General features: G+C 65.3%; 23 protein-coding genes and 6 pseudogenes. 11 read left to right on the top strand and 18 right to left on the bottom strand.

Going from position 1 to position 25,608, the window contains the following annotated elements; all coding sequences use genetic code 11:
- Positions 1 to 175: 175 nt before the first annotated feature.
- On the top strand, positions 176 to 919 hold the full coding sequence (locus tag Y590_RS25100) for a helix-turn-helix domain-containing protein (RefSeq protein WP_060772612.1): 744 nt from the start codon (positions 176 to 178) through the stop codon (positions 917 to 919).
- 87 nt (positions 920 to 1,006) lie between these two features.
- Here Y590_RS25100 and Y590_RS25095 read toward each other — a convergent pair whose 3' ends face one another.
- Positions 1,007 to 1,771 (bottom strand): metallophosphoesterase, encoded by a 765-nt coding sequence (locus tag Y590_RS25095; RefSeq protein ID WP_060772611.1) that lies wholly within the window; start codon positions 1,769 to 1,771, stop codon positions 1,007 to 1,009.
- Positions 1,772 to 2,154: 383 nt separating this feature from the next.
- Here Y590_RS25095 and Y590_RS25090 point away from each other — a divergent pair, with 383 nt between their 5' ends.
- Positions 2,155 to 2,505 carry an HU family DNA-binding protein gene (locus Y590_RS25090; RefSeq protein ID WP_060772610.1) on the top strand — a complete coding sequence of 117 codons (351 nt, stop codon included), beginning with the start codon at positions 2,155 to 2,157 and terminating at the stop codon, positions 2,503 to 2,505.
- On the opposite strand, the gene Y590_RS25085 is transcribed toward Y590_RS25090, so the two are convergent.
- Genes Y590_RS25085 through Y590_RS25075 form a run of 4 tightly spaced genes read right to left on the bottom strand, consistent with a single transcriptional unit; the run spans position 2,472 to position 3,671 of the window.
- Positions 2,472 to 2,813 carry a hypothetical protein gene (locus tag Y590_RS25085; protein WP_060772609.1) on the bottom strand — a complete coding sequence of 114 codons (342 nt, stop codon included), beginning with the start codon at positions 2,811 to 2,813 and terminating at the stop codon, positions 2,472 to 2,474. The two genes, Y590_RS25090 and Y590_RS25085, sit on opposite strands and share 34 nt — an antisense overlap.
- A gap of 52 nt (positions 2,814 to 2,865) precedes the next feature.
- Positions 2,866 to 3,324 (bottom strand): AAA family ATPase, encoded by a 459-nt coding sequence (locus Y590_RS25080; protein WP_060772608.1) that lies wholly within the window; start codon positions 3,322 to 3,324, stop codon positions 2,866 to 2,868.
- Between the two features lie 17 nt (positions 3,325 to 3,341).
- Entirely contained in the window at positions 3,342 to 3,473 is a 132-nt protein-coding gene (locus Y590_RS27510; RefSeq protein WP_256371274.1) for a hypothetical protein, read from the bottom strand.
- A 3-nt stretch (positions 3,474 to 3,476) separates the two neighbouring features.
- Positions 3,477 to 3,671, bottom strand: coding sequence for a hypothetical protein (locus Y590_RS25075; protein WP_060772607.1), 195 nt, complete (start codon positions 3,669 to 3,671; stop codon positions 3,477 to 3,479).
- Between the two features lie 193 nt (positions 3,672 to 3,864).
- Between Y590_RS25075 and traA the strand changes: the two genes are divergently transcribed.
- Positions 3,865 to 7,218 carry a Ti-type conjugative transfer relaxase TraA gene (gene traA, locus Y590_RS25070; protein WP_083531009.1) on the top strand — a complete coding sequence of 1,118 codons (3,354 nt, stop codon included), beginning with the start codon at positions 3,865 to 3,867 and terminating at the stop codon, positions 7,216 to 7,218.
- 108 nt (positions 7,219 to 7,326) lie between these two features.
- Positions 7,327 to 8,052, top strand: a pseudogene (locus tag Y590_RS26130) (DDE-type integrase/transposase/recombinase); the annotation flags it as partial.
- Between the two features lie 94 nt (positions 8,053 to 8,146).
- Here Y590_RS26130 and Y590_RS25060 read toward each other — a convergent pair.
- Positions 8,147 to 9,373, bottom strand: coding sequence for an IS110-like element ISMch4 family transposase (locus Y590_RS25060; RefSeq protein ID WP_060768813.1), 1,227 nt, complete (start codon positions 9,371 to 9,373; stop codon positions 8,147 to 8,149).
- A 247-nt stretch (positions 9,374 to 9,620) separates the two neighbouring features.
- On the opposite strand from Y590_RS25060, the pseudogene Y590_RS25055 reads away from it, so the two are divergent.
- Together Y590_RS25055 and Y590_RS27625 are read left to right on the top strand one after the other, a co-directional pair.
- Positions 9,621 to 9,863: pseudogene (locus Y590_RS25055) on the top strand (integrase core domain-containing protein); the annotation flags it as partial.
- Positions 9,788 to 10,585: a DUF6118 family protein gene (locus tag Y590_RS27625; protein ID WP_353612602.1), complete on the top strand. Its 798-nt coding sequence runs from the start codon at positions 9,788 to 9,790 to the stop codon at positions 10,583 to 10,585. The pseudogene Y590_RS25055 and the gene Y590_RS27625, both read left to right, overlap by 76 nt.
- 149 nt (positions 10,586 to 10,734) lie before the next feature.
- Here Y590_RS27625 and Y590_RS27620 read toward each other — a convergent pair.
- The 3 genes and pseudogenes from Y590_RS27620 to Y590_RS26120 all read right to left on the bottom strand — a co-directional run.
- Positions 10,735 to 12,183: pseudogene (locus Y590_RS27620) on the bottom strand (GspE/PulE family protein); the annotation flags it as partial.
- Between the two features lie 152 nt (positions 12,184 to 12,335).
- Positions 12,336 to 12,626 (bottom strand): hypothetical protein, encoded by a 291-nt coding sequence (locus Y590_RS26750; protein ID WP_144440083.1) that lies wholly within the window; start codon positions 12,624 to 12,626, stop codon positions 12,336 to 12,338.
- Positions 12,627 to 12,804: 178 nt separating this feature from the next.
- Complete coding sequence (locus tag Y590_RS26120) at positions 12,805 to 13,167, bottom strand: Imm8 family immunity protein (protein WP_083531008.1); 363 nt, start codon at positions 13,165 to 13,167, stop codon at positions 12,805 to 12,807.
- A gap of 257 nt (positions 13,168 to 13,424) precedes the next feature.
- On the opposite strand from Y590_RS26120, the gene Y590_RS26745 reads away from it, so the two are divergent.
- Both Y590_RS26745 and Y590_RS25040 read left to right on the top strand, forming a co-directional pair.
- Positions 13,425 to 13,721 (top strand): hypothetical protein, encoded by a 297-nt coding sequence (locus tag Y590_RS26745; RefSeq protein WP_144440082.1) that lies wholly within the window; start codon positions 13,425 to 13,427, stop codon positions 13,719 to 13,721.
- A gap of 169 nt (positions 13,722 to 13,890) precedes the next feature.
- Positions 13,891 to 14,982, top strand: a complete 1,092-nt coding sequence (locus Y590_RS25040) for an IS630-like element ISMex18 family transposase (RefSeq protein WP_060772614.1) — start codon at positions 13,891 to 13,893, stop codon at positions 14,980 to 14,982.
- 21 nt (positions 14,983 to 15,003) lie between these two features.
- Here Y590_RS25040 and Y590_RS25035 read toward each other — a convergent pair.
- From Y590_RS25035 to Y590_RS25005, 7 genes and pseudogenes are all read right to left on the bottom strand, one after another.
- Positions 15,004 to 15,459 (bottom strand): annotated as a pseudogene (locus Y590_RS25035) (IS701 family transposase); the annotation flags it as partial.
- A 205-nt stretch (positions 15,460 to 15,664) separates the two neighbouring features.
- Positions 15,665 to 15,928 (bottom strand): annotated as a pseudogene (locus Y590_RS25030) (transposase); the annotation flags it as partial.
- Between the two features lie 198 nt (positions 15,929 to 16,126).
- Positions 16,127 to 16,330, bottom strand: a complete 204-nt coding sequence (locus Y590_RS27615; RefSeq protein WP_158509767.1) for a barstar family protein — start codon at positions 16,328 to 16,330, stop codon at positions 16,127 to 16,129.
- A gap of 996 nt (positions 16,331 to 17,326) precedes the next feature.
- Positions 17,327 to 17,812, bottom strand: a complete 486-nt coding sequence (locus Y590_RS25020) for a tetratricopeptide repeat protein (RefSeq protein WP_060772603.1) — start codon at positions 17,810 to 17,812, stop codon at positions 17,327 to 17,329.
- Positions 17,812 to 18,405: a recombinase family protein gene (locus tag Y590_RS25015; protein WP_060772602.1), complete on the bottom strand. Its 594-nt coding sequence runs from the start codon at positions 18,403 to 18,405 to the stop codon at positions 17,812 to 17,814. The genes Y590_RS25020 and Y590_RS25015 overlap by 1 nt, the downstream gene beginning before the upstream one ends.
- A gap of 315 nt (positions 18,406 to 18,720) precedes the next feature.
- The gene (locus Y590_RS25010; RefSeq protein WP_286161907.1) at positions 18,721 to 21,318 is read right to left on the bottom strand and encodes a polynucleotide kinase-phosphatase; all 2,598 of its coding nucleotides are present in this window, start codon (positions 21,316 to 21,318) and stop codon (positions 18,721 to 18,723) included.
- Positions 21,315 to 22,706, bottom strand: coding sequence for a 3' terminal RNA ribose 2'-O-methyltransferase Hen1 (locus Y590_RS25005; protein ID WP_060772601.1), 1,392 nt, complete (start codon positions 22,704 to 22,706; stop codon positions 21,315 to 21,317). Before Y590_RS25005 ends, Y590_RS25010 begins: the two co-directional genes overlap by 4 nt.
- Before the next feature lie 173 nt (positions 22,707 to 22,879).
- Here Y590_RS25005 and Y590_RS26105 point away from each other — a divergent pair.
- Positions 22,880 to 23,089, top strand: a pseudogene (locus Y590_RS26105) (helix-turn-helix domain-containing protein); the annotation flags it as partial.
- Between the two features lie 291 nt (positions 23,090 to 23,380).
- Here Y590_RS26105 and Y590_RS25000 read toward each other — a convergent pair.
- Both Y590_RS25000 and Y590_RS24995 read right to left on the bottom strand, forming a co-directional pair.
- On the bottom strand, positions 23,381 to 23,746 hold the full coding sequence (locus tag Y590_RS25000) for a hypothetical protein (protein WP_060772600.1): 366 nt from the start codon (positions 23,744 to 23,746) through the stop codon (positions 23,381 to 23,383).
- Positions 23,746 to 24,432, bottom strand: coding sequence for a ParA family protein (locus Y590_RS24995; RefSeq protein ID WP_060772599.1), 687 nt, complete (start codon positions 24,430 to 24,432; stop codon positions 23,746 to 23,748). Before Y590_RS24995 ends, Y590_RS25000 begins: the two co-directional genes overlap by 1 nt.
- A gap of 256 nt (positions 24,433 to 24,688) precedes the next feature.
- Here Y590_RS24995 and Y590_RS24990 point away from each other — a divergent pair, with 256 nt between their 5' ends.
- On the top strand, positions 24,689 to 24,958 hold the full coding sequence (locus Y590_RS24990; protein WP_060772598.1) for a type II toxin-antitoxin system ParD family antitoxin: 270 nt from the start codon (positions 24,689 to 24,691) through the stop codon (positions 24,956 to 24,958).
- A complete protein-coding gene (locus Y590_RS24985; RefSeq protein WP_060772597.1) occupies positions 24,951 to 25,241 on the top strand; it encodes a type II toxin-antitoxin system RelE/ParE family toxin in 291 nt (96 codons plus the stop codon). The genes Y590_RS24990 and Y590_RS24985 overlap by 8 nt, the downstream gene beginning before the upstream one ends.
- Positions 25,242 to 25,608: the final 367 nt, after the last annotated feature.

Genomic DNA, 25,608 nt, shown 5'->3' with positions numbered 1-25,608 from the left:
GACCGATCACATAGGGACCGGCGGGGTAAGTTTTCCAATCCCGACAGTCTCACGAGCGCCCCAGGGCGTCAAGCGAAAGCACCAACTTTCGCGAGCGGTCCCGCTTTGCCTGGATGCCCACACGCCCGCCAAGGCGCGTGAGCCCTGCCGCGCGCCTTGCAGAGGTGCGGGACCGATGTTTGCCGAGGAGATCCGCCGTCAGGCGATAAGCGCGCCGCGCGTCGCGTTGCCGGACGTGACGGCCGCTTTGTGGAAGGCCTTTGCCGCGGGTGCGGTGAGCGAGGCGACGGCGGAGGAGCTGTCCGGCCTGATCGAGGCCAGGATGGCGCTGCCGGTCACGCGCGCCACGGCCGAGGGACCGGAGCCGCTTGAGGCGGCACCACCGCGCCATGTCGGCTCTCGGCCGCGCTCGGATGCCAGCCTCGAGCGCCGCCGCCGCTGGGCGGCCTCGGGGCGGCTGCCGCCGGCCCTGGCGGCGCGCTTCAGCCTGGCCGAGCAGGCGGTGCTGGCCCTGGTGGCGGCCGAGAGCGTGCGGCGCAAGGACTGCCGGCTGGCGGTGGGCAACCTCGCGGCCCTCGCCGGCGTGTCCGAGACCACGGTGCGCAACGCGATCCGCGAGGCGGCGCGGCTCGGACTCCTCACGGTCGAGGAGCGGCGCATCACCGGCTGGCGCAACGACACCAACGTGGTGCGGATCGTCTCGGCCGAGTGGACGGCCTGGCTCCGGCTCACCCGCAAGCGGAAGCAGGAGGCGCCGGCCCCGGTGTCCGAGGGGGGAGGGTGCAAATCCGCGAAGGGCACGGCTACTGAGGTTCTCTCCCTGTGGATTCCGAGACCAAAGGAACCGTCGCAAGAGCTGCCGAGAGGCAGCGGGCGACCTTCGACACAGAGGGCGATCCGGAATCGGCGCGGGCGGTAGAGCCGTCGCGGCCATGCGTGCGCGACATGCGCGCGAGCGCGAGCGTCCGCTTTGCCGAACGGCCGGCCTCGCGCGGATTGGCCGGTTTCAGGCCAGCGCGATCACCCGGTTCTCGTCGAAGGCGAGGTTGGCGAACCCGGCTCCGGCCGGATTGCAGAGGAGGCGCGTGCCGCCGGGCCGGGTCAGGTCGAGGCTGTGATGAACGTGCCCGTGCACCCACAGGGCGGCGCGGCCGGAATCGGTCAGCGCCGACAGGTCGGAAGCCGAGTTGCCGGCGTTCCAGGTGTCGCGCTGTGCAGGCGCAATGCAGTCCGGATGCGGGGCGTGGTGGGTGACCACGACCAGGGGCAGGGTGCCGTCATGCGCGTCCATTTCCGCGCTCAGCGCGGCCCTGGCCCGGCGGTGCAGGGCGGCGGCGTCACCGATGGTGATGAGGTGGCTGCCGCCGTGCGCGTCGTGGGCGATGTCGATCGGCTCGCCGGTCGGCGTGGCGGGATCGAGCTCGCCGGCAAGCCGGTAGTCGCTCCACAGGGTGGTGCCGATGAAGCGGCATCCGGCTAGGCTGGCAGAACCGCCGTTGAGCAGGGTGATGCCGTCCCGGGCCGCGAGCACGGGTGCCAGGGCGAGATCCTCGTCGACGATGCCGTTCCAGTGCTCGTGGTTGCCCATCACGAACACCACCGGCTTGTCGCCGGCGAGCCGGCGCAGCACCGCGAAACCGCGGCCGGGATCGCCCTCCCAGATGTCGCCGGCCGCCACCAGCACGTCGAAGCCTGGCGGGTCGGGGCGGAAGTTGTCCGGATAGGGCAGGCTCTCGAGGTGGAGGTCGGACAGGATCCAGAGCTTGGCCAAAGGGCCTCCCAGGCGATGCGGTACGGTCCGGGCCGCAGTGAAGCGCCCCTACCCTTAGGGAGCCGAATCCATTGGGACCGACCCGATTGATCACCGGCGCCGGGCTGTCGGCGTTTCCGCTGATTGGGTGCGATCCGGGTAAGCTTGACCGTTCGTGGTCCTGCCCCAGATGCCAGCGTGGCCCTGGTGTTCGCGCCGGGGAGTACCGGCGAGGCGAAGGGTTCTTGCAGCCCCCACGCCCTTCGTCTCGTCGGACCAAAGCTTCCGGTCGAGAGCCGGAAGAATGGCCCTCTACCGTAGCGGCATGGCGTGGACGGGTGATCCCAGGTTGCCGCGCCGGCACCGGGCTTGCCGCGGGTCGGCCGGCGTGCTCGGACACCGGTATGATCAAGTCCGAACTGATCCTGCGCATCGCCGAGCAGAACCCGCACCTGTACGCCCGCGACGTGGAGGTGGTGAACACGATCCTCGACACGATCACCGCGGCGCTGGAACGTGGCGACCGGGTCGAGCTGCGCGGCTGCGGGGCGTTCTCGGTCAAGCATCGGCAGGCACGACAGGGCTGCAACCCGCGCAGCGGTGCGGCCGTGTCGGTCGAGGCGAAGACGGCTCCGGTGTTCCGGTCGGGCAAGGAAATGCGTCTCAGGCTCCAGGGCGAGACCGGAGGCGTCGCTGCACGAGCGCCCCATCGCGAGCCGCGTCAGGCGGCCTCGCCGGCCTCACCCGAAGGCTGAGAGATCGCCGCCGGCTCGCTGCGAACGGAGGCCGCTTCCGGGATCGTCTCCGGGCCGATCAGATCGACGAACAGCGCCTTGTCGGCCTCGCGGGTGAGGAAGCCCGGCAGCTCACGGCGAAGCCAGTCGGTGAGGCGCTGGGTGAAGGCGGGATCGTGACCCGCCTCCAGGCGCTGAAGAACGAGGGCGCCGAGCAGGACCTTGCGACGGGTGTCGATGGCACGGTCCTGCTTGGACTGGCGCGCCTTGAGAGCGGCACGTTGCGCATCGAGCTGGGCGAGGCGCTGTTCGATCGTCTTGCGGGCCACGGGGTCTCCGTTCGGTCGGTTGCGGGATCGCGTTCGTGACGGCCCTGGAACGTCACGGTCGCACGATGCGGATCTCGTCGAAACCCTCCTCGCGGGAGGGCGGCTCGAAGCGCTCGAACACAGTACGCAAGCTGGCTTCCGGCACGGCCTTGTCGTGCGATCGGGCCGCGTTCCGGTTCAGGGCTACGACGAGCGGTACGTCGATCCAGACGGCCGACACGCGGGCACCATGCTGCCGTGCCGCCTCGATGATGGGCCGACGGTGTCGGCGGCCCGGTAGGGCCGCATCGAAGAGGATCGCGGCCGGCCGCTCCCCCGCCGTCGTGCGGGTCCAGGTACTCTTGCCCGAACCCTGCACCCCGCACACGACGATGACGTCCGCGGGCGAAACGGCCGCGGCGAGCGCAGCATCGAGTACGGCGAAGGCGGTGGCCCAAGCCTGGAGATTGCGCTCCGGGGTCCAGAGGCGTCCGGCGGCCGTTTCGAGGAAATGGTCGGGGTCGATGATCATACGGCGGTTCGAGGCCGTCAGGTTCCCGCCCTGGCACGGCGCTGGATGCCTTCGAGCAGGAAGGCGACGAGCAGCGGCAAACCGCGATGCTCGACCCCGAACTTCCGCCGCGCGTCGACGGCGTTTTCCATGTCCTGCCACTCGCCCATCAGTTAGGCCTCGGCGCCCGCATCTGCGGCGAAGATGGAGAGATCGATGTCGTGACCGATCTTGGTCTTCAGGAACGAGAAGATCGTCCCGGCCTGGATGGCCTCACGCACCTCCCTGATCGCGAGCGTATCGTAGCGTCTGCTGTCGATCGCCCCGTTCAGAGTGAAGACGATGAAGGTCAGGATCGAGAGCCGCACCGGCTTCTCCTGGCATGAGCTTGGCGGCGGAGAATAGCCGAGCTCGATCCGAAATCAACCAAGGGTTCGGTCCGGCGCGGAGCGCCACACCGATGGACGAGGGAGCGCAGCGAAGGAGACCGGAAGAGCGCACTTACGAGTTGCTGTGCAACTCAGGGCGGTGTTACGGTCAAGCTCGTGGAGGCGCGGCCGTTTGGCGATCTACCATCTCAGCATGAAGCAGGTCTCGCGTGCCTCGGGCCGCTCGGCTGTAGCGTCGGCAGCCTACCGCAGTGCCGAGCGGATGGAGAACCGGCGCGACGGCCAGGTGCACGATTATACCGGCCGGCACGGGGTCACCCATACCGAGATCGTGCTGCCGGAGGGCGCGCAGGCGGAATGGGCCAAGGACCGCTCGGCCCTGTGGAACGCGGCCGAGGCGGCGGAGAGGCGCAAGGATGCCCGCGTGGCGCGGGAATACGAGATCGCGCTGCCACATGAGCTGTTGCCCGAGGCGCGTGTCGCGCTGGCACGCGAGTTCGCCGGGGTGGTCGCGGATCGCTACGGCGTGGCGGTGGATATGGCGATCCACGCGCCGCATGGCGAGACCGACGCCCGCAACCATCACGCCCACCTTCTCGCGACGACGCGGCGGGTGACGCCGGAGGGCCTGGGCGCGAAGGCCGATTGCGAACTGGAGAACCGTGCATTGGCGGCACAGGGCCTGCCGAGCACGACGGTGCAACTGGTGGAGCTGCGCCGGAGCTGGGAGCAGATGGCAAACGCGCATCTAGCGCGGGCGGGACACGACCTGCGGATCGACGGTCGCAGCTACGCCGAACGCGGCCTGGAGATCGTGCCGACGCAGCACATGGGGGTGCACGCGACCCGGATGGAACGGCGCGGGCGGGAGGTCACACGCGGCCGGCTCGATGCGGAGGCGGCGGAGCGCAACGCGGCGGCGATCCGCGCGCGGCCAGATACGGTGCTCGCGCTCATCACCGAGGAGAGAAGCGTGTTCGACCGGCGGGACATCGCGCGGACGCTGCACCGGTATCTCGACGGCGACGCGCAGACGTTCCGGAACGCGTTCGCCGCGGTGATGGCCTGGCCCGCGCTGGTGGAACTCCAGCCGGAGCGCACGGACCCGGGCACGGGCGAGGTGCAGCCGGCGCGGTATGTGACGCGCGAGATGGTGGCGCTGGAAACCGGCATGGCAGAGGCGGCCGGGCGGATGCACGTGGCGCGGGGGTACCGCGCCGATCGGCGGCATGTCGAGCGCGCGCTGGCGCAGCAGGATGCGGCGATCCGGGCGAGCACGGGCGACGTCACGGCCGGGCTGTCGCCGGAACAGCGACGGGCGATCGGACACGTCACCGGACCGGAGGGGATCGCGGCGGTGGTCGGGTTCGCCGGAGCCGGCAAGAGCACGATGCTGGCCGCGGCGCGAGAGGCGTGGGAGCGCCAAGGCTACCGGGTGCACGGGGCGGCCCTGTCGGGCAAGGCGTCGGAGGGGTTGGAGGAGAGTTCCGGCATCGCCAGCCGCACGCTGGCCTCGTGGTCGCTCGGCTGGGACAACGGGCACGGGCGGCTCGGCCGGGGCGATGTTCTGGTGATCGACGAGGCCGGGATGGTGGGCTCGCGCCAGCTGGCGCGGTTCGTGGCCGAGGCGGAGCGGGCGGGCGCGAAGCTGGTGCTGGTGGGCGACCACGAGCAGCTTCAGGCGATCGGGGCGGGGGCGCCGTTCCGGGCGATCGCCGAGCGGATCGGGCACGCGGAGCTGTCGGACATCCGCCGGCAGCGGGAGAGCTGGCAGCGGACGGCGTCGGTGGCGTTCGCCACGCACCGCACGGACGAGGGTCTGGCCGCATACCGCGCGCACGGTGCGATCGTGTTCGCCGCGAATGGCGAGGCGGCACGCGGGGCGGTGGTGCGCGACTACCTCGCGGACCGGGAGGCGCGGCCGGAGGGGACGCAGGTCGCGATGGCGCACCGCCGGGCGGACGTGCGGGGGCTCAACGCCGAGATCCGCGGCGCGCTCCAGGAGCGGGGTGCGCTGGCCCGGGGCGAGGAGGCCGGGGAGCGGACGTATCAGACCAACGACGGCGCGCGGGCGTTCGCACCCGGCGACCGGATCGTGTTCCTGGAGAACAGCCGGACGCTCGGGGTGAAGAACGGGATGCTCGGCACGGTGGAGCGAGCCGAGGACGGGCAACTGACGGCCCGGCTCGACGGCGCCGGCCGGGACGGGGAAGAGCGCCGGGTGAGCGTACCGGTGGCCGACTACCCGGCGATCGACCACGGCTACGCGACGACGATCCACAAGACGCAAGGGGCGACGGTGGACCGGGCGTTCGTGCTGGCCTCGGGCACGATGGACCGGCACCTGACCTACGTGGCGATGACCCGACACCGGGACGCGGTGCAGCTGTATGCCTCGACGGAGGAGTTTGCGGGCTTGGCCGCCGGTGAGGGTGGGCGGACCCACAGCCAAGCCGAGGGGGGGGCGTCGCCGGCTTATCGTGGACTGGAGGCGCGGCTGTCGCGCTCGGGGGCGAAAGCGACGACGCTGGATTACCCGGAGGTGGACGCGGCGGGGCCGGACGCCGAGGGAGCGATGCAGGGCTTCGCCGAGCGGCGGGGGATCGCGGCGATGCTCGGCATCCGGAGCGGGATTGCAGTCCGCAGGGAGCCAGGGGCGGAGCCCAATGCTGCGCAGGTGCGGACCCTGGAGCCCTTCGGGGCGCCGTCCGATCCGGAGACCGTGCACGACCGGGGCGCGGCGGGTGCGGCCCGGCAACCACGACGCGGCTTGTTCGCGGGGCTGAAGCTCGGGCGTGGCAGGCCCACCGGGCAACCCGCGTCCGGGCACGGTGCGCCGGTCGAGCCGGAGGGGCAGAGGCCCGCCCCCCGCAAGCGGGGGATGTTCGACGGGCTGCAGCTCGATGCCGGCCGCCGGGCTGCCTCGGAGCGGGTGGAGGAACGGCCGGCCGCGGTTGCGGAGCGCGACCGTCTGGCGGCGCGTCTGCGACCGCTGTCGGCGTTCGAGGCGGCGCTCGACCGCTACGCCCGCGCCAGCGGCAGCGTCGAGCGGCACAGGCGCGAGGGCCTGCCGGTGCTAGAGGCGCAGACGCGCGAGCTGGCGGCGGCGGGGGAAGCGCTGGACGCGGTGCGGCCGGGATCGCACGCCCTGCTGCGCTCGGCGCTGACGCATGATTCGGAGACGACGGGGGCGATGGTGGGGCTCGCCGGCCCGGAGCGGGTCGAGCGGCTCGCGGCCGGGCTGGAGCGGGAGCGCGCGGCGCTGGCCGACCCATCGGTGCGGGCGGAGCGCTTCGTACGGCGCTGGCAGGATCTGCAGGGGCAGCGCGCGGCCTTGCAGCACCGTGAGGCCCGGGCCGAGGTCGAGGGTGAGATCCGGGCGATGGGCGAGACGCTGGAGCGCGATCCGGAGGTGGTGGCGATGTTGAGCCCGCGTCGGAGGGAGCTGGGGATCGCGCTCACCGTGCAGGAACGACAATGGGAGCTGGCACGCAGCCGCGGCCAGGGCCTCGGCTTGGGGCTGTAAGAGGAGACGGCATGCGGAACGGAGACGATCGTGGCGGCGGTCAGAACCTAGATGTTTGATCCCTCGGTGTGGTGGTACGATTGAGCATCACGCGGCGAGGGATGCGCTATGGGCCAAATTCTTCACGGCAGCGCCCGCACGACGGAGGCAGTCCGTCGCGCGATACAGCTCCGTCAAGAAAGCGTGAGAGCGGCGGCTAAACGCTACGGCGTCAGCCCGACGACGATCCAGAAGTGGCGTGATCGGGAGACGACGGCCGACGCGGCCATGGGTCCGAAGGAGCCGCGCTCGACCGTTCTGACACCGGAGGAGGAGGCGATCGTCGTCGCTTTCCGGCGGCATACCCTGCTGCCGCTGGACGACTGCCTCTACGGTTTGCAGCCCACGATCCCCCATCTGACCCGCTCCAGCCTGCACCGGTGCCTGCAGCGGCACGGCATCAGCCGCCTGCCGGAAGTCGAAGGCGACAAGCCCGAGAAGAAGCGCTTCAAGCAATATCCGATCGGCTACTTCCATATCGATATCGCACAGGTCAGCACCGAAGAGGGCAAGCTGTACCTGTTCGTGGCGATCGACCGTACCAGCAAGTTCGCCTTCGTCCATCTTGTCGAGAGTGCTGGCAAGATGGAGGCGGCGCAGTTCCTGCGTGATCTGATCATGGCGGTGCCCTACCGCATCCACATCGTCCTGACGGATAACGGCATTCAGTTCACCAACCGCAAGAAGGATACCTATGCCTTCGCGCACATCTTCGGCCGCGTCTGCGCAGAGAACGACATCGAGCACCGGCTAACCAAGGTGAACCATCCCTGGACCACGGATGAGGTTGAACAGTCCCTTTGTTGCGATCCGTACTATTTTGTTGCCGCCCACGGGCGACCGTGTGACGAAGAGCCGGGTTCGAGGTGCAAGCCTGGCCGCGCCGTCTTCAGAGTCGCTCCTCCTTTGCGGCGCCCGTGGGTACGCGTCGCCCACGCCGGCTCCAGCCCTCGGTCAGGTGTCGGTAGGCGACCTCCGCCTGCTCGACACGCCGCCGCTCCTCCTGTCGGACGCGGGTCAGGTTGTAGGCGTAGGCCGTTCCGCGCTGACCACGCCGTGCCGGCTCGCCCGAGCGCAGCTCCAGTTCCCGCAGCTTCTTGGCGTGGAGCGCCGGACGCACCCAAGCGTAGTCCTCGCCCCGCGTGAGCAGGTGCCAGATGATCACCGCCAGCTTGCGTGAGACCGCCACGGCCGCGACGTGAGGCCCACGCCGCGCCGACACGCGCTGGAAGAAGGCGCGCAGTGGACCGGGCCCCCGCACGGCCTGCCAGGCCGCCTCGACCAACATCGTGCGGGCGTGGCTGCGCCCCTGCTTGGTGATGCGTCCATGCCGTGGCTTGCCGGATCCGGACTGATGCACGCTCGGGTTCAGCCCAAGATAGGCCACGAGCCGATCCGGGCCGGCGAACCGCGCCACGGGTCCGATGGCGGCGATCAGCCCGACTGCGACCACCAGGTCGATGCCTGGGATCGTCATCAGCCGCGTGACGTTCGCGTCGGCGCGCGCCTCGCGCGCCAGTTCACGCTCGACGACCTTCACGTCCTCGCTCAGCCGGTCGTACTCACGCAGGTGCCGGGCGACGGCATCGCTCTCGTCGCCGGGCAGCGGCTGTGCCAGCAGCCAGGTCCGTCCCCGCGGCCCGAACAGATCGGCGTGGGGACAGGGCGGCACTAGATGCGCATGCAGGATCGACTGCACCATCGTCTTCAGCCGCGTCCGCTGCCGGACGATCTGGGTGCGGCGTGTGACCTGGCGCCGGAGCGCAAGCGTTGCCTCGTCCGGGATCCAGACCTCTGGCAGAAAGCCACTGGCATAGAGCCGCGCCAGCACGGTCGCGTCGATGACGTCGGTCTTGATCCGCGCCTCGGCGATCAGCCGCACCTGGCGCGGGTTGGCGATCACCACCCGACCGACATGCGGCCGGATCACCTCCGCGACCGCGCTGGCGTTGCCGGTCGCCTCCACGACGACATGGTCGTCGTGCGTCAGCGTCTTGGCGAACGCCGTCAGGTGATCGCGCGTCATGCCGATCCGACCAAGACGCCGGGCCGCGCCGTTCTCCAGCATTACCGCCTCGGCGAAAACGCGGTGGATGTCCAATCCCACAACCCGCATGAGCCTGTCTCCTCGTCTCGATTGCGGGAGCTGGCGGGCAACACGGCAACTACGGATCCGCGCTCGCAGCGCATCCGGGCGAGCCGCAGGGGCGGCCAGATAACGGCTCGGGCTCGCAGCCCATCGTCTAAGGGTCGGCCTGCCCGCACGCACGTGCTCCCGGTGCCCCGTGTCCCGGATGGGCTCACCATAGCGCCGATCCGAAGATCAGCGGAACGCGAGGGCACCGAGGGTCATCATGCCGGATAACGGCCAGGTCGAACGGATGAACCGCACGATCAAGGATGCGACGGTCAAGCGCTACCATTACGACAGCCACGATCAGCTCAGAGATCACCTCCAGCTCTTCGTGGATGCCTACAACCACGCCCGCCGCCTCAAGACGCTACGCGGCCTGACACCCTACGAACGCATCTGCCAAGCCTGGACCAAAGAGCCCGAACGCTTCAGAGTCGATCCGTCGCACCACATGCCGGGACCGTACAGCTAGACCCGAAGTTCGCCGAGGCCGACGCGGCGGACGACGATGCGAGCGCGGCCTTCGCGGCGCTGCGAGCGACGGTGGAGGGATTGGCGGCCGATCTCGGCGGGGAGATGGGGGTGATCCGCCGCGGGGTGGAGGCGGCCTTCGACCGGTTCGAACGGCAGGGCGCGGTGGTCGATTACGGGACCGACCTCGCCCGGCTGACCCAGGGGCTCGCGACGGTGGGCGAGCGGCTGCGGGCGGTGGAACAGTCGCCGCTGCTGCGCCACAGCGCGGAGCACTACGCCCGGGTGATGGAGAGCCGCGCCGAAGGGCTCGTCCAGATGGCCGTGCAGGGGTTGGAGCGGCAGACGAAGAACATGGAGCGTGTGCGGGGCCAGCTCGCGGCGCATGTCGAGGGCGTGCGGGAGCGGCGGCGGCAGAACCTGTGGCTCGGCGGTGTCGGTGGGGCGGCCTTCCTGGGCGGGGTCCTGGCGGTGCTGTTCCTGCCGCGGGTGCTGCCGAGCTCGGTGGAGATGAGCGTCGCCGCCACGGTGCTGAACGCCGACCGCTGGAGGGCCGGGGGGACGCTGATGCAGGCGGGCAGCCCGGTGGGCTGGCAAGGGATTCTCGATGCGAGCCGCTTGGTCCAGGTCAACAGAGAGGTGCTGTCCGGGTGCCGGGAGGCGGCGGCGAAGGCCGGGAAGGAGCAGCGTTGCACGCTCATCGTGTCGGTGCCGGCGCAGTAGGTTCGGGGTCTTGCAGCGGCGGTCGCCTTCGGTCCGTTGTAGCCCTGATCGACGAAGGCCTTCTCCACACGCCTGTCCGCTTCGGTCAACAGCGCGTCCGTTCGGGAGGCGGGGCTGCTTGGTGCCAATCGCGTCCCGATGCCGCCGCAGGCGGCGCATCCGACGGCCCGGCGAACCGGCACCGGCTCCGAGCAGCGTATGCCGACGGCGCGGGCGAGCGCCGTGTCGAGCGGGGTCGGCGCGGCACAGTCCGGGCAGAGGCGGCGCACGAGGCGCTGGGCCAGGGCGCCGCGCACGGTCGAGGCGACAAGGTAGGGCTCGGCTCCCATGTCGACGAGGCGCGGCAGGGCGCCGACGGCGGTGTTGGTGTGGACGGTGGCGAGGACGAGATGGCCGGTGAGTGCGGCCTGGATCGCCACGGCGACGGTCTCGCGGTCGCGGATCTCGCCGACCATCACCACGTCGGGGTCCTGGCGCAGCACCGCCCGCAACGCGCCGGCGAAGTCGAGGCCGATCTTGCGGGCGACCTGGATCTGGTTGACCCCGTCGAGATGGTGCTCGATCGGATCCTCGACGGTGACGATGTTGCGGCTCGGCCCCGTGAGTTCCTTGAGCGCGGCGTAGAGCGTGGTGGTCTTGCCCGATCCGGTCGGCCCGGTGACGAGGATCAGGCCGTGGGGGGCCGCGAGCGCCCGGCGCAAGCTGGCGACGACGGGGGCGGACAGGCCGAGCGCCTCGAACTCGAGGGCGACGGCGGAGCGGTCGAGGACGCGCAGGACCGCGCCCTCGCCGTGGGCGTGGGGCATGGTGGCGACGCGCAGGTCGATCTCCTGGCCGCGGGCGCTGACGCGGATGCGCCCGTCCTGGGGCAGGCGGCGCTCGGCGATATCGAGGCCGGCCATGATCTTGATGCGCGAGACGACAGAGGCGTGCAGGCCGGCCGGCGGCGGTTCGGCATCGCGAAGAATGCCGTCGATGCGGTAGCGCAGGCGCGATCCGACCCGGCTCGCGGTGAGGTGGATGTCGGAGGCCTTGGTCTCGATGGCGTGGTCGATGACGGCGTTGACGAGGCGCACGACCGGGGCGTCGCTGGCGCGGTCGCGCAGGCGCTCGACGTCGAGGCCGACCGCCTCGTCGGAGGCGGCGGGTGTGGCGGCCTGGAGGGTGTCGTCGGGCAGACCCTTGAGCCAGGCATCGAGGTCGCCGGCGCGCACGAGGCGCAACTCGACCGCGAGGCCGGTGCGGGCGGCGACGGCGGCAGGGGTGAAGCCGTCGAGGGGATCCTCGACGGCGAGGGTGAGGACGCCGCCGGTGATGTGGAGGGGGGCGCAGCGGGCGTGCCGGAGGAAGGCGGGCAGCAGGCTGTCGGCGCAGGGCGGTGGCGTGGGGAGATCGGCTGCGGCGATGGCCGGGATGCCGGTGACATCGCTCCAGGTCTGGACGATGAGGTCGTCGGAGACGAGGCCGAGACGGTTGAGGGCCTGATCGACGCGAGAGCCGCTCTCGTCGGCCGCGCGTTTTGCCCGTTCGAGGGTCTGGCGGCTGATGGCACCAGATGCGATGAGCCGCTCAGCAACTGCATTTTGATAAGTTGACATCATTGTTGATAATTAGTTGTTCACAGCATAAGTTTTAGATTCGGACGTAATTTTGATACGTGCTTTCGGATAATTTCTGGCGCATTTATATAAATATTAATCTTCCAATGCGGGAGGTGGCCTTCAGATTGAGATCGAACTGTAGATTTATATCAAGCATTGTCGCGGATAAATTCGCAATATAGACCATCAAATTCCAACAATAGCGATCCCGTCTCAGTAAAAAAGAAAGTAGTATATTCAGTCTTTGGAGCCGATGGCTGGGTAGTTACAATTTTATTACCGGACACATAATAGGATAATTTAATTATCTGATCCGCTTCATCGCCTTCGATCTTATAGATTAAGTTTCCATCTTCATAGAATTCAACTTTTACCCTCCCAAACCTCAACATTGCTTTATCATCTTCGGCATTGATAAGCCATCTACCAATCAGCCTCAACTTTCAGCCTCCAAATTTTTTAGTTTCATTAGAAATCTTTGCCTTTGTAAATTTGTGAGGCCGGGAGACTGGCCCGTCTCCCAAAGCTGGATCAATTCCTTATTGTCAAAAAATTTTTCAACATACGGCACTGCATTACAAAAGATTAACTCCGATAACTATGGATTTTATCTAATAACTATTCAATGTAATCTTCGAATTCCCACTTTCCATATCTGCCTAATCTCTCGGCAGCTTCCTGCCAACTTGAGGCCGCGCAATTTAATGCGATATCAATTAGGAATTTTTTTATAACGTCAATGTCAAATCTGGTCGTAATAAAGTAATGTCTCCCCGAAAAAATGCCATTATTAGCCTCTAACTCGATCCAAGATGGGTTGCACACCAATATATCGAATGATTCGTCTCCTTCTTGACCATGGATTCCATACATCGCTTGTATCAAGATACAATATGGATCATTTTTGAATTCCTCTTCAAATTCAAGAATATCTTTATCCGGAGAATGGATGCGTTTTAGTTCTGGGATTACTAATTTCATGGAAAGATATCCAAATGTCCATTGATTTGCCGCTGACCACCTGGTCGCAACCTTTGTTCAAAATTTGCCTGCGTTTTGCCAATCCTCGGCTTATTTGAAGGCGGTCGGTATTGACGGAGTCCGTCGGCGCTTATGAGTGTTGTGCCATCCGTGGAAGAAACTCTATGCCCTGGCCCCACCCATGATTCACCCAAGCGCTGAGCATCTTGTGCCGTCAGATATGGAATACGAGTACTAGACAGCATCGGAGGTAGACCATGAGCGTCAAAGAGAGAAAGTTTTCAATCAATATTGAAAAAATTGATGAAAAAAATTCTTATAATATTGTTTTTGACTATAATTCGAGGCCAAATTTTTTGATCGGCAACGATATGTTTCCAGGTAAAATAATTTCTGACGGCGCAAATGGACTATCAAAAGGGTCGGCATTAGCAATCGCTATTTTGGACTCGGATACAAAACCTGCAAATATTATAAAAGGGATTCAAATTGAATTGAGAGATGGTCCGATCAAGACGTTATGCACTGGAATATTAGATGTAGTAATCGAATAATTCCGACGCAATCAACAAATTCGATCAATCGAACCGGAAAATGAAATGCAATGTCGCTGCGCGCAGGCGAGCCATACATATCCCTGCCCTAGTGGTGTGAGTTGGAAGTTTCCTTGCGGTTTTGTCGCGCGAGCACCATGTGGCGGCCTTCTACGAGGAGGTCGCTACGATGGCCCGTGGTCCCAAGCCAGCGCACCTTGATCTGACCGGGGATGAGCGCACGCGGCTGCAAGGCCTGGTGCGCCGTCGCAATGTCGGCCAGGCTCTCGCCCAGCGTGCGCGCATCGTGCTGGCCTGCGCTGAGCCGGGTTCGACCAACAGCGGCATCGCTCGTGCGCTCGGCGTCAGCCGCATGAGCGTCACGACATGGCGCACCCGTTTCCTGGCGCACCGCCTCGACGGTCTCGTCGACCTGCCCCGGTCCGGCGCTCCGCGCCAGGTCGCGGATACCGAGATCGAACAGATGATCACGCGCACCCTGGAGAGCCAGCCGGAGAACGCCACCCACTGGTCGACACGCGCCATGGCCCGGCGGGTCGGCATGAGCCAGACCATGGTCTCGCGGATCTGGCGTGCCTTCGGGCTGCAGCCGCACAAGATCGAGGCCTTCAAACTGTCGACCGACCCGGCTTTCGTCGACAAGGTCCGGGATGTCGTCGGCCTCTACATGGCCCCACCGCACCGCGCCGTGGTGCTGTGTGTCGATGAGAAGCCGCAGATCCAGGCGCTGACCGGCACCGCGCCGGTGATGCCGATGCGCCCCGGCCAGCCCGAGCGCCAGACCCACGACTACCGACGGGCTGGTACGACCGACCTGTTCGCGGCGCTCGACGTACAGGCCGGTCGCGTCATCGGCCCTTGCGCACGGCGTCATCGCTCCATCGAGTTCCGCGCCTTTCTCGATCAGGTCGAGGCCGATGTGCCGAAGGATCTCGATGTGCACCTGGTTCTCGACAACGCGGCCACACACAAGACCAAGCTCATCCACGACTGGCTGCTGAAGCGTCCGCGCTGGCACCTGCACTTCACGCCGACCTCGGCCTCTTGGCTCAACCTCGTCGAGGGCTGGTTCGCGCTGCTGACGCGGCGCCAGCTTCAACGCGGCGTGTTCGAGACCACGGGCGATCTTGAAGCCGCCATCCACGCCTACATCGACCAGACCAACGCCGAGCCGAAGCCGTTCGTCTGGACCAAGTCAGCCGACGCCATCCTCGCCAGCATCAAACGCTTCTGCCAACGAACTTCCAACTCAGACCACTAGCACTACCTGGGCACTTTGAGGTCAGACGGCAGCCGGAAGCGTCGCTGACAGTGCGGGCATTGCACGGGCGGGATGACCGCCACGAACAAGCGACCGATGATGGCCTGACGCACGGCGGGCAGGCTCGGAGACGGTGGCGGGCCCGGTAGGCCGGCCACCTTTTTTCCCCCTCTCCGTCCGGTCGGGTCCTGTGAGACGGAGGTGTTGCAGATAGGCGCAGGCGATGCACGTCATCAGCGCGTGCCGGTGCAGGCCGGTCCAGGAGCGGCCCTCGAAGTGGTCGAGGCCGAGTTCTTCCTTCATCTGCTGGTGGGCCTGCTCGCAGACCCAGCGCGCCTTGATCGTGCCGGCCAGGATGCGCCGGGTCGTGCGGGGCGGCAGGTTGGTCAGATAGAATTTGCGTTCGCCAGAGGTGCGCCACTCGCCCACCAGCCAGACCTCCTCGCCCGGCAGATGGCGGTTGTTGCCCCAGATCGGAGCGGGTGAGACCGAGGAAACTCGAGCGCCGGTTTTGCCGAGCGCGCGGCTTAGATGGCTCCGCCCACTCCCTCTGATCCCATCATGAGGCGGCACGCGCCGACCTCGGAGAGAAGCAAGAACTCCGCAGGACCGTTCACGCACTGGATAGAGATGAGCACGCAGGGGAGTTGACCGATGAGTCCCGAATAGAGAAGTTTTCCGAGGCGACGTCCGCCAGCACCTGCTTCTCCAGGGACAGGTCGGCCACGAGCCGCCGCAGCCGCGCGTTCTCGATCTCCAAGTCCTTCATCCGCCGGACCTGATCCGTCTTCAGGCCGCCGAACTCCTTGCGCCAACGGTCGTACGTCACCTCGGTCACACCGAGGGCGCGGATCACGTCGGCCACGCTCTGGCCCTGCGCAATCAGCACGTCCGCCTGCCGCAGCTTGGCGACCACATCCTCCGGCTTGTGCCTCGTCGTTCCCATCTATCCGTCCTCGTCCTGGCCTGCAGGCCATACCTCAGGGCGGACCACTTCGATGGGGGCGGATCACTTGCGAAATATACAAATTTCGGTTTTCAGTTATTATAATTATTCATCTAAAATTTCCGATACAACACTTTCGCAGTTTTGGGGAAAAACTACGCTGAAATCATGATTTACATAAGTAGATCCTGGAGGCAATTATAGTAACGTGGTATTTTCGGGCCTCCTCCAATCCATGACTGCAGTTTGAAGAATATCTAAGTATATATTGCAGATTTCCTTATCATTTAAAAATGGAATATCGCTATGTATCAAGGTCACTGATTTGGTTTTCACCCAGCTAAGATCTCGGAGTGAATCAAGAAGTGCATCCCAGTTGAACCCAAAGTAATCAGGGGGCAATCCAGTTGATAAAAAAATTTATACAAACTTTTTTCATCTTTTAATTTAGCTGGGACGAAATATAAAGACTCATTACCATCATTTTCGACCATGTGATCTCTATTATATATAAATAATCTGCTCATGACCCCTCCTTTTTATGGACTCAGTCGAATGAATGTCGTGTAATGATCGGGCGTATAGAACAGTTCTCTACCATTTCCTGAAACAATGCGCTGAGGACCAGCGCCATTAAGGCCAGGTGTAGGATGTACCCACTCTGTGTAATATCCAGACGGATCCGGCGAGCCCGCAGTCGCGGCGAGACATTTCCGAGTGTGAGGGCACTCTTCATGCCTTGCGCGAGAATGAGTGCGACCGCGGCCCGACTGGAGGAGAGGCTGACCGTCGTCACGCGCGCCCAGGGTATCCAACTCGGACGTACCGAGGGTGCGAACCTCGATCTGATGCCATTCCTCACCCAAACCGATCGGGACATCCTCCGCCAAGCGTTCGACAGCGGACGGCTGCCGCTCGACGACCAGCGGCTCGTACATCTCCGGCCATACATGTCGTTCGACGCATCCTACTACCGGTTCGCCGGAAGGGTTCATGGACGCGAGGGCGGAGTGACTTTGGAGAGACAGCTCATGGCCGAGCTCTCCGTGACGCGCCCTCATGTTCGAGCGATCAGTGGTACGTGGCTCAGACACGAGCATACGGATTTCTGTGAGTGGTAAGGTTCGTTCCACTCACGAACAGCTTTCCATCCATCCTCCCTGGCGTGGCTCTTTTCGTAAGCCGGTAACTCGGGCTCTGGCTTCGGGGGTTTAGATCTGTCTTGGATGGTTATTATGTAAATAAAACGAACGTTTTTCTGACAAGCCGCAGTGGCGCCGCGTCGTGTAAATGTCAGCGCTGATTGGCACCGCCTGTCAGCGGTAAATGGCACTCGGCGCGGCCGGGTTTGGTGGAAAGTCGCTGTAGGTGGATATCGTCAAACGGCACCGAAGTCAGTTATACGGAACGAATGCGAAGCTTCCGCAGCAGCCGTCGGGCTAATTCTCGTTCATATTCAGAAATGAAAACCGAACTCTCGGCAGCAGCCAAGCAACGGACCGCAGCCTGCACGTCGCGCTGTACTCCCCGCCCTCTCAAATAACATTTCGCCATGTCAAGCTGCGAGCTTCCGTCTCCGGTATTCGAGACGCGCTGGAACCAGCGGAACATCGTTCGCCAGTCCTTTCGCTCGCGATAAAGGATCGCGATGTTTAATCCTGCCACGACGTTTCGCTCCTTACGCCAAGCGCGCTGATATAACCGCATCGCCGTAGCCTTATCGGCCTCGACGCCTGTGCCAGTGTCGAACAGGTAGGCCAACCGACAGAGACATTCGACATTGCCGAGAGCGGCACCTCGCTCGAAAGCCTTGAGGGCGTGTGCGAGATTGCCCGCCTCTTCAGCGGCATCGCCGATCCGGAAGAGGGCACTTGTGTCTATCATCAAGCCGCCTTCGCCGGTGTGACCGGCTGCCGCCCGAGTGTCCGATACACGGTAGGCCGCGAGATTGAGAACAGCTCGGCAAGATCACTGATCGAGTAGTCGTCGGTGTCGTACATGCGGCGCAGCTCCTTCTGCTGCCGATCGGACAGCTTGGGCTTCTTGCCGCGTAGCTTCCCCTTGGCGCGCGCGACCGCCATGCCCTCGCGGGTCCGCATCCGTATCAGGTCCGCTTCGAACTCGGCGAAGGTGGCGAGTATGTTGAAGAACAGCTTGCCCATTGGGTCGGCCGGATCATGGACGCTGGCGCCGAGCTGAAGCTTCACGCCACGGGCGGAGAGGCCGTCCCCGATCGCTCGCGCGTCCGGCACGGATCGCGCGAGCCGATCGAGTTTGGGCACCACCAGCGTGTCGCCGCTCCGCACGGCGGCGAGCGCCTGGTCGAGGCCGGGCCGATCCCGGTTCGTGCCGGTGAACCCCTTGTCGGTATAGATGCGATCGGCCGCGACTCCGAGCTTGAGCAGCGCATCATGCTGGGCGGCGAGGTCCTGTTTGTCGGTCGAGCAGCGGGCATAGCCGATCAGCGTGTGCGTCATGGGCCAGACTGTAACGTATAAGGCCCCGTCACCGCAAAACATATGGTACCATCTATGTGAGACTCGGCTTTCGGCTGTTTTGCGTGGGTCAGGCAACCGACCGGAACGGGTCCGCTGAACGATCCCCTTGCGGACAGGTTGATTGCACGGCGGCGGCATCAATCATGGAATGACGACTCAGGATGGAGATCCGTCATTGGGCTGCATCCTGAAACCGACATTCAGCTCCGCGCACTTTTCAGTCATTGAGAGCCTCCTGATTATTTGGTGAAAGCCGACCAGCCCAGACGGATCACCGAAAGCGTCATCGTACGATCACAACCTCGGATCCACAGGCTCGGACTCGAGCGCCAAGACACCAAACACACATTCGTGGACGCGCCGGAGAGGCTCACGCGCGATGAAACGGTCGAGGGCTTCCAGGCCAAGTGCGAACTCCCGAAAAGCCATCGAGCGTTTGGCACCGAGGCCGCGTTGGCGGAGCCGGTGGAGATGGTTCGGGCTGTCGTAGTCCGGGCCGTAGATGATGCGCAGGTACTCGCGGCCCCGGCATTTGATCGCGGGCTGCGTCACCCCGCGCCGGCCCCGTGCCAGGAACGCGCCCGGCTTCACGACCATCCCCTCGCTGCCTTCGGCCGTCAGGTCGAGCCACCAACGGATGCCGCGCTCGACATCCGCCTCGCTGTCGAGGTCGATGGGGAGCACGCGGGTGGCCTTGAAGAGCGGGTCGGCCTCGGCCAGCCGGACAAGCTGCCCCATGTGCCAGGAATGTGGCTTGTCGCTGTGGACCTGTTTTTCGCTGGCCAAGAGATGGAAGGGCGCGATCTTCAGGTCGTCGATGCTGGTCACGGGCCAGGCGTAGCGACGCACGACAGAGGCATAGGCCTCCGCGCTGGCGAGGCGGCCGGCCGTTTTCTCAGCCAGAGCGTCCAGCGGGAGACCTGCGCTGGCGGCACGCTGGAGCGCATCCCGAGCCGCACCGAGCCCAATCCGCGCGGCCGCGCCGGTCGGACCGTATTGCGAGGCAATGAGCGCCTGCGCCTTGGCCGACCACGGCATGATCTCGGCATCGAGCAGCATCCAATCCGACCCGAGCTCATCGAACACTCGGCTGGCGGCCAGCGCATCGCGCGTCCGCGCAAGAACCGCGTCGCGCTGTGCCGGATCGTGGAAAAAGGCCCGGCCGGAGCGGGTATAGACGGCCCCGATCTCGCCGCTCGTCACCCCGAAGCGGGCACGCGCGGCATCCGCATCACGGCAAACGACCATGAGGGCGCGCGACCCCATGTGCTTTTCCTGGGCGACGACCTCGCGGATGCCCTCGCGGCGGTAAAAGTCGAAAGCCTCGCGGGGATGCTCCAGGAAGCCATCCTCCGTCGAGGTCTCGGAGGGCGACATGGTCGGCGGCAGGTAGATCAGCCACTTCGGGTCGATGGCGAAGCGGCTCATCACCTCCAGCGCCGCCGCCGTGTTCTCCTCGCGGATCGTGACGGAGGGCTGGAGCCGGGTCGTGATGATCCGCTTGCCCGACACGTCGGCGAGGTCGAGGAGATCGTCCAGCTCGGCCTGTTGGCTGATCGCTCCGGGCGCCGGGGCGCCGGAGGCGAGCGGTCGCGCCGGCTCGGAATAGACCCGCGCCGCCGGGACGGAGACGATCTCCATCTCGGGGTAGCGCAAGGCCGTGAGCCCCCCGCCGAACACGCAGCCCGTGTCGATGCAGAGCGTGTTGTTGAGCCAAGCTGCCTCGACCACGGGCGTGTGGCCGTAGACGACCTTCGTGCTTCCGCGATACTCGGCCGCCCAGTTCTGTCGGACGGGCAGACCGAACACGTCGGTCTCGCCCGTCGTCTCGCCGAACAGGCAGAAGCCCCGGATCGTGCCGGAGGCGCGGCCCTGCATCTCTTCCTTGATGCCGGCATGGGCGACCGCGAGCCGGCCGCCATCCAGCAGATAATGGCTGACGAGGCCGCCGATGAAGCCCTTCGCCCGTGCCCGGAAGGCGTCGCCCTGCCGGGCGAGGTCGTCGATGGTGGCTTGAAGCCCGTGCGCGACCTTCACGTCGCGGCCGGCCAGCCATTTCTCGACCTTGGCCTCGTGGTTGCCGAGGACGCAGAGGGCGACGCCGCCTTCGATCATGTCCATGGCGAGGCGCAGGCTGTCCGCCACGCGCGGTCCGCGATCCACGAGGTCGCCGACGAAGACGGCCTTGCGGCCGACCGGGGCGGTGACCTGATAGCGCGGCTCGCCAGCCTCCTCGCGGCGCTCGATCCCGTACCCGAGCCGGGCCAGCAGGGCCTCCAGTTCGTCGGCGCAGCCATGCACGTCGCCGATGATGTCGAACGGGCCGGTCTCGTCGCGGCGGTCCGTCCACAGGCGCTGGCGGCTCACCGCGGCGCCGTCGATCTCGTCGGCCGACTTCAGATGGTGGACCTGCCTGAAGCCCTCGCGCGCCAGCCCGCGCAGACCGCGACGGAGCGCCGACATCTGGTTGCGGACGACATGGGGCCCGAACGCACGGTCCGGCCTATCGGCATTGCGGCTGCGGCAGACATCCTCGCCGGGATCGAGCACGATGGCGACCGAGAGCGCATGGAAACGGCGCGCGACCTCGACGAGCTTCTTGCGATCCTCCGGCCGCACGTTGGTGGCATCGACGACCACGAGGCGGCGGCCTTTGAGGCGCAGCTCCAGGATGGTCTGGAGCAATGCGAAGGCGTCCGGTGTGGCCGCCTGGTCGTTCTCGTCGTCTGCGACGAGGCCGCGACAGGTGTCCGACGAGACGACCTCGGTCGGCCGGAAGTGGCGGCGCGCGAAGCTGGATTTCCCCGAACCCGATGCCCCGATGAGGACGATCATCGAGAACTCGGGAACGGCGATCTGCCGTCCCGCCATGGGGGCCGTCGCGTCGCTCATCGCGCGAACACCGCGAGTTGTCCGGGCGCACCGAATTCCGGATGCTCGTCTCCGACCCCTTCGAAGCGGACGCCGTAATCATGCTCCGCGGCGACGCGCTGCGCCCAGTCCCGGAATTCCCGACGGCCCCATTCGAAGCGATGGTCGGGATGCCGGAACGATCCGGCGGCCAACCCCTCGAACAGCACGTTGTGATCGCGGTTCGGCGTGGTGACGATCACGGTCGCGGGACGCGCATCCCCGAACAACGCGCGTTCGAGATGCGGAAGCCGATCCGGCTCGAAATGCTCGATCACTTCGACCAGGGCAGCGGCCTCGAAGCCGCGCAGGCGCGTGTCGCGATAGATGAGCGAGCCCTGCAGGAGCATCAGCTTCCGCTTCTGTACCGCCGGCAGGTCGGCGAACCGAGCGTCGGCACGGGCCAGTTCCTGGCTGGACACCTCGACCCCGACGATATCCGCGATGGCCGGATTACGTATGAGGCGCGCGATCAGCTTGCCGTCGCCGCAGCCGAGATCGAGCACCCGCTTGGCCCCCGTCTGCGCGATCAGCTCGGCCACGCGGTCCAGCCGCCGCTCGTGCAGACGAAGCGGACGCTCGATGACGGTCTCGGCCACGTCGCCCCGCGAAGGATCGAGCTGCCCTTCCGGTCCCGCCTCGTCCGGGACGAGTTGGGCCAGCGCCGCCTTGATCAGGTAACCCCGCCGCTTGAGATAGCGGGCCGTGATGAGGTCGCGCTCGGGATGGGCTGCGAGCCAGCCCTCTCCCCGCGCCAGCAGCTTCTGCAGTTCGTCCTCACCGACGAAATAGTGCTTCCGGTCGTCGAGAACCGGCATCAGCACGTAGAGATGCGTCAGGAGGTCGGAGAGGCGCGCGGTGCCGGACAGCCGAAGCGTCACATAGGGAGCCTCACCCCAATCCGGCCTCTCCGGATCGAGACGATGCCGCGTGACGGCGACGTCGTAACCGAGGGGTTCGAACAGCCGTCCCACGAGTTCCGTCGCCCCGCGCACCGGGAGCGGCGTGACCTCCGCCACGAGCGGGATCGCCCGGTCGGCAAGAGCCTGTCGCTCACGGCTCCGGCCTGCCATGGCCTCGCGGATACCACGTGCGATCGCGACACTCAGGAACGACGAGGCCGCATAGGGGCGGTCGTTCACATACTGGTCCAGCAATCCGTCGCCCTTGCCTTGGCGGCCTCGGACCAGAGCGATGGGATCGATGTCGAGCGTGATCGCGAACTCGCAGCGCTGCGCGGTCGACTCAGGATAGAACATCACGGCCTGCCCGAAGCCGAGGTCGATTTCATGCACGCGCTCTGGGTTCTTGTGCAGGAGGAATCCGAGGTCGGTCGCAGGCTGGTGCGATGTGGCGATGGAGAGGAACACGGGACACTCGCAAGGAAAACGGTTGGTTGTGTAGCGCGTCGCTCTTCGACCTGCGAGAGGGGGCGATCCTGGATGGCTGATTGACCTTGCCCCCTGGGTTGCCCTCGTTCTGAAGCTAGCTGTTCAGTCCCTTTGTGTGGTGGGACGCCTGAGACCGCATGGAGGGACGCGCTATGGGACAGGTTCTCCACGGCAGCGCCACGACGACAGAGGCGATCCGTCGGGCAATCCAAGCTCGTCAAGAGAGCGTGAGAGCCGCCGCCAAGCGCTACGGCATCAGCCCGACCACCGTTCAGAAGTGGCGCGGTCGAGAGACGTCAGTGGACGCCCGCATGGGACCGAAGGAAGCGCGGTCCACCGTCCTGGGCTACCAGCCGCCTGCGCCAGAGATCCTCATCTGGCCAGGAGAGCCAAGCGGTTCAGCCCCGTCCTCCGCTCGCCCCGCCATCGTCATGCGACCGACAATGCACTAACTTCACACCTGGGCCACCGAATGGGGGCAGGCCAGTTTCTGGCCTATAATCCGAAAATCAAGAAATACGATTTTGTGCTTCCAGGTTCCTGTCAGGATTGCTGGTGTGATCCTTCATACGTGGCATCTAACCTCTTTCAGGAGGTAGGACGCCGGAGCACTTGCGCTCAACGCGGACCAATTTGCTCGTCAAGGTCATCGGCTAATTGCGAGCGGTAGCCAGTTCCCGCTCCAGAAGCTCCGTTGCACGCTCAAACGTTTCACCGAGGCCCCAACCATTGGCATCCGCGATGCGCGTAAACGCCTCAATTGTCTCAGCCTTCGTCTTAATATTGAACTGGACATTACGGCCTGTTCTACGTCTTCTGAGAGGCGCAGTAGACTCTTCCGGAACAGCCGCTGCCTTGATCGGCTCGCGGCTCCGGAAGCCTGCGGCCTCCGCCGCCTTCTTCGCCTCCTCCGGTTTCGGCTTGTCGTTCACTGCCCGCTTCGGCTTGGCGAAGGCGGCCGGGTCGAAATTTTCAAGCTCGTCGCCGAAGCCGAGCGGTGCGCGTTCCTTTGTGCTCATCACGCTGCCTGCCTTTCAGCGGCAATCGCCTTGAGACGAGCCACGACCTCGCCGGTGAACTCCCGGGCGTTTTGGATTGCCTTGTCGAGGTTGCTGACCTGCGCGCGGTCAAGACCGCCCAGCGTGCCGCCATAGTCGAAGAGATCGCGGTAGGCCGCGCGCTCGACGATCGGCGTCGCGAAGATGTCGATCCCCCCTGCCCTCAACTGCTCTGCCACGTTCCGAAGCGCGCGCGACGTGATCGCCGCGCCGGTGCGCGTCAGAACCACCGCATGGGCGATCTTGCGGCGGGACATCTTCTCCTGGTTCCGGATCAGCCGGAGCATCTTGGCCCCACCCTTGGCGTCCATGCTCGATCCCTGGATTGGGATCACCACGAGGTCCGCCATGCCGATTGCGTTCGACACCATGAGGGACGCCGTGCCCTCAAGGTCGACGATCACAAACTGCGCTTCCTCTTCCGCGGCCTCGATCGCATCGACGACGCTCTCCTCAGTCACGTCGGCTACGATGCGGATGCCGTCCGGCTTGCCCGGCAGCTTCGCCCATTGCGAGATCCACCGCTCCGGATCGGCGTCGATTACGATGACGGCGGCTCCTTTCGCGGCCAGCTCGGTCGCGAGCAGCAGCGCCGTAGTGGTCTTTCCGGCTCCCCCCTTGGGGTTGGCGAAGGCAATGACAGGCATGGCCAATTCCTCGGTCGGGCAAGCGTGGCGGAGCGAATTAATATCTGAAAGGATAACAGATAGCTAACGGCTACCGTTGAGATAGCACATAGCTATCGACTAGCAGTAAGGTACTAGATAGCTAATTAGTAGCTACCAGTTAGCTATCTAGTAACTGAACGCGAGTGGGGATGCTTGCAGCTCGAGGCCCCAATGCGGAAATAAGAATATTTGTGAAAAATTCATATTTTTGCTAGGCTTGGAGTAGGAGGTGCCCATGGCGACGATGACGATTTCCCTGCCCGATCCCATGAAGGAATGGATCGAGGCCCAGATCCGGCAGGGCGACTATGCCAGCACGAGTGACTATGTGCGCGACCTCGTGCGCCGCGACCGCGAGCGCCGGGCCCACCCCGAACTGACGATCGACGATCTCCGCCGCATCGTGGACGACTCCCGCGCCAGTGGCATCAGCCGCCGCAGCGTTCCTGACATCTTGGCCGAGGCCAAGGAGATTGCGAGCGCTCGGGGCGCGTCGCGTGGGTAGCTACCAGCTCACTGTCCGCGCCGACGCCGACATCCTCGACGTGTTCCTCTACGGTCTCACCGAATTTGGGATGGCCCAGGCCGAGCACTATCAGGGCATTCTGGAGCACACCTTTCAGCTCCTGGCCGACAATCCTCGTATGGGCCGGGCTGCCGAGGTGATCGGGGCAGGGGTCCGGCGCCACGAATGCGGCGCACACGTCATCCTCTACGAGGAGGCAACGGACGGCGTCCTGATCCTAGCAGTCGTCCACAGCAGGAGCGTCCGGCGGCTTTCGCTGTGATGGATACCGTATAGCTATCTAGTAGCTACCAAATACGGTTGCGCATCTCTGGCGTCTCTCCATGCCGGGCTGCGTCAGGCGGCATGGGAAGGGGCAGGGCCAAGGGCTCGGTGCCGATACCCGAAGCCGCAGAGACCCTGCGCTTTTGCACCCTCGCCGCAAACCGGATGCTTAGACATCGAGTCTGATAGGCATGGGTCGGCAATGTCTCATTAACTTCCGGCCCAGGTAGGCTCGGCGGTTGACCGAATCTCCCCGAGCCGCCACGGTCGGCGTTTCGGCGCGATCAGCGCCGTCAGGAGCGAAACCGACGCGGTAGAAGCCTGAAAAAGCAACGGCCCCGAAGGCGCCAACCTTCGAGGCCGTG

It is taken from the genome of Methylobacterium sp. AMS5 (assembly GCF_001542815.1).
In the GTDB taxonomy this organism is placed as follows: Bacteria; Pseudomonadota; Alphaproteobacteria; order Rhizobiales; family Beijerinckiaceae; genus Methylobacterium.
This window is presented reverse-complemented; position numbering and strand designations above follow the sequence as displayed.

Excerpts from the sequence above, each read along its gene's own strand:
- Y590_RS25100 (WP_060772612.1), top strand. The coding sequence starts at position 176 with ATGTTTGCCGAGGAGATCCGCCGTCAGGCGATAAGCGCGCCGCGCGTC.
- Y590_RS25090 (WP_060772610.1), top strand. The coding sequence starts at position 2,155 with ATGATCAAGTCCGAACTGATCCTGCGCATCGCCGAGCAGAACCCGCAC.
- Y590_RS25080 (WP_060772608.1), bottom strand. The coding sequence starts at position 3,324 with ATGATCATCGACCCCGACCATTTCCTCGAAACGGCCGCCGGACGCCTC.
- Y590_RS27510 (WP_256371274.1), bottom strand. The coding sequence starts at position 3,473 with ATGGGCGAGTGGCAGGACATGGAAAACGCCGTCGACGCGCGGCGGAAG.
- Y590_RS25060 (WP_060768813.1), bottom strand. The coding sequence starts at position 9,373 with ATGCGGGTTGTGGGATTGGACATCCACCGCGTTTTCGCCGAGGCGGTA.
- Y590_RS26120 (WP_083531008.1), bottom strand. The coding sequence starts at position 13,167 with ATGAAATTAGTAATCCCAGAACTAAAACGCATCCATTCTCCGGATAAA.
- Y590_RS26745 (WP_144440082.1), top strand. The coding sequence starts at position 13,425 with ATGAGCGTCAAAGAGAGAAAGTTTTCAATCAATATTGAAAAAATTGAT.
- Y590_RS25040 (WP_060772614.1), top strand. The coding sequence starts at position 13,891 with ATGGCCCGTGGTCCCAAGCCAGCGCACCTTGATCTGACCGGGGATGAG.
- Y590_RS25020 (WP_060772603.1), bottom strand. The coding sequence starts at position 17,812 with ATGATAGACACAAGTGCCCTCTTCCGGATCGGCGATGCCGCTGAAGAG.
- Y590_RS25015 (WP_060772602.1), bottom strand. The coding sequence starts at position 18,405 with ATGACGCACACGCTGATCGGCTATGCCCGCTGCTCGACCGACAAACAG.
- Y590_RS25010 (WP_286161907.1), bottom strand. The coding sequence starts at position 21,318 with ATGAGCGACGCGACGGCCCCCATGGCGGGACGGCAGATCGCCGTTCCC.
- Y590_RS25000 (WP_060772600.1), bottom strand. The coding sequence starts at position 23,746 with ATGAGCACAAAGGAACGCGCACCGCTCGGCTTCGGCGACGAGCTTGAA.
- Y590_RS24995 (WP_060772599.1), bottom strand. The coding sequence starts at position 24,432 with ATGCCTGTCATTGCCTTCGCCAACCCCAAGGGGGGAGCCGGAAAGACC.
- Y590_RS24990 (WP_060772598.1), top strand. The coding sequence starts at position 24,689 with ATGGCGACGATGACGATTTCCCTGCCCGATCCCATGAAGGAATGGATC.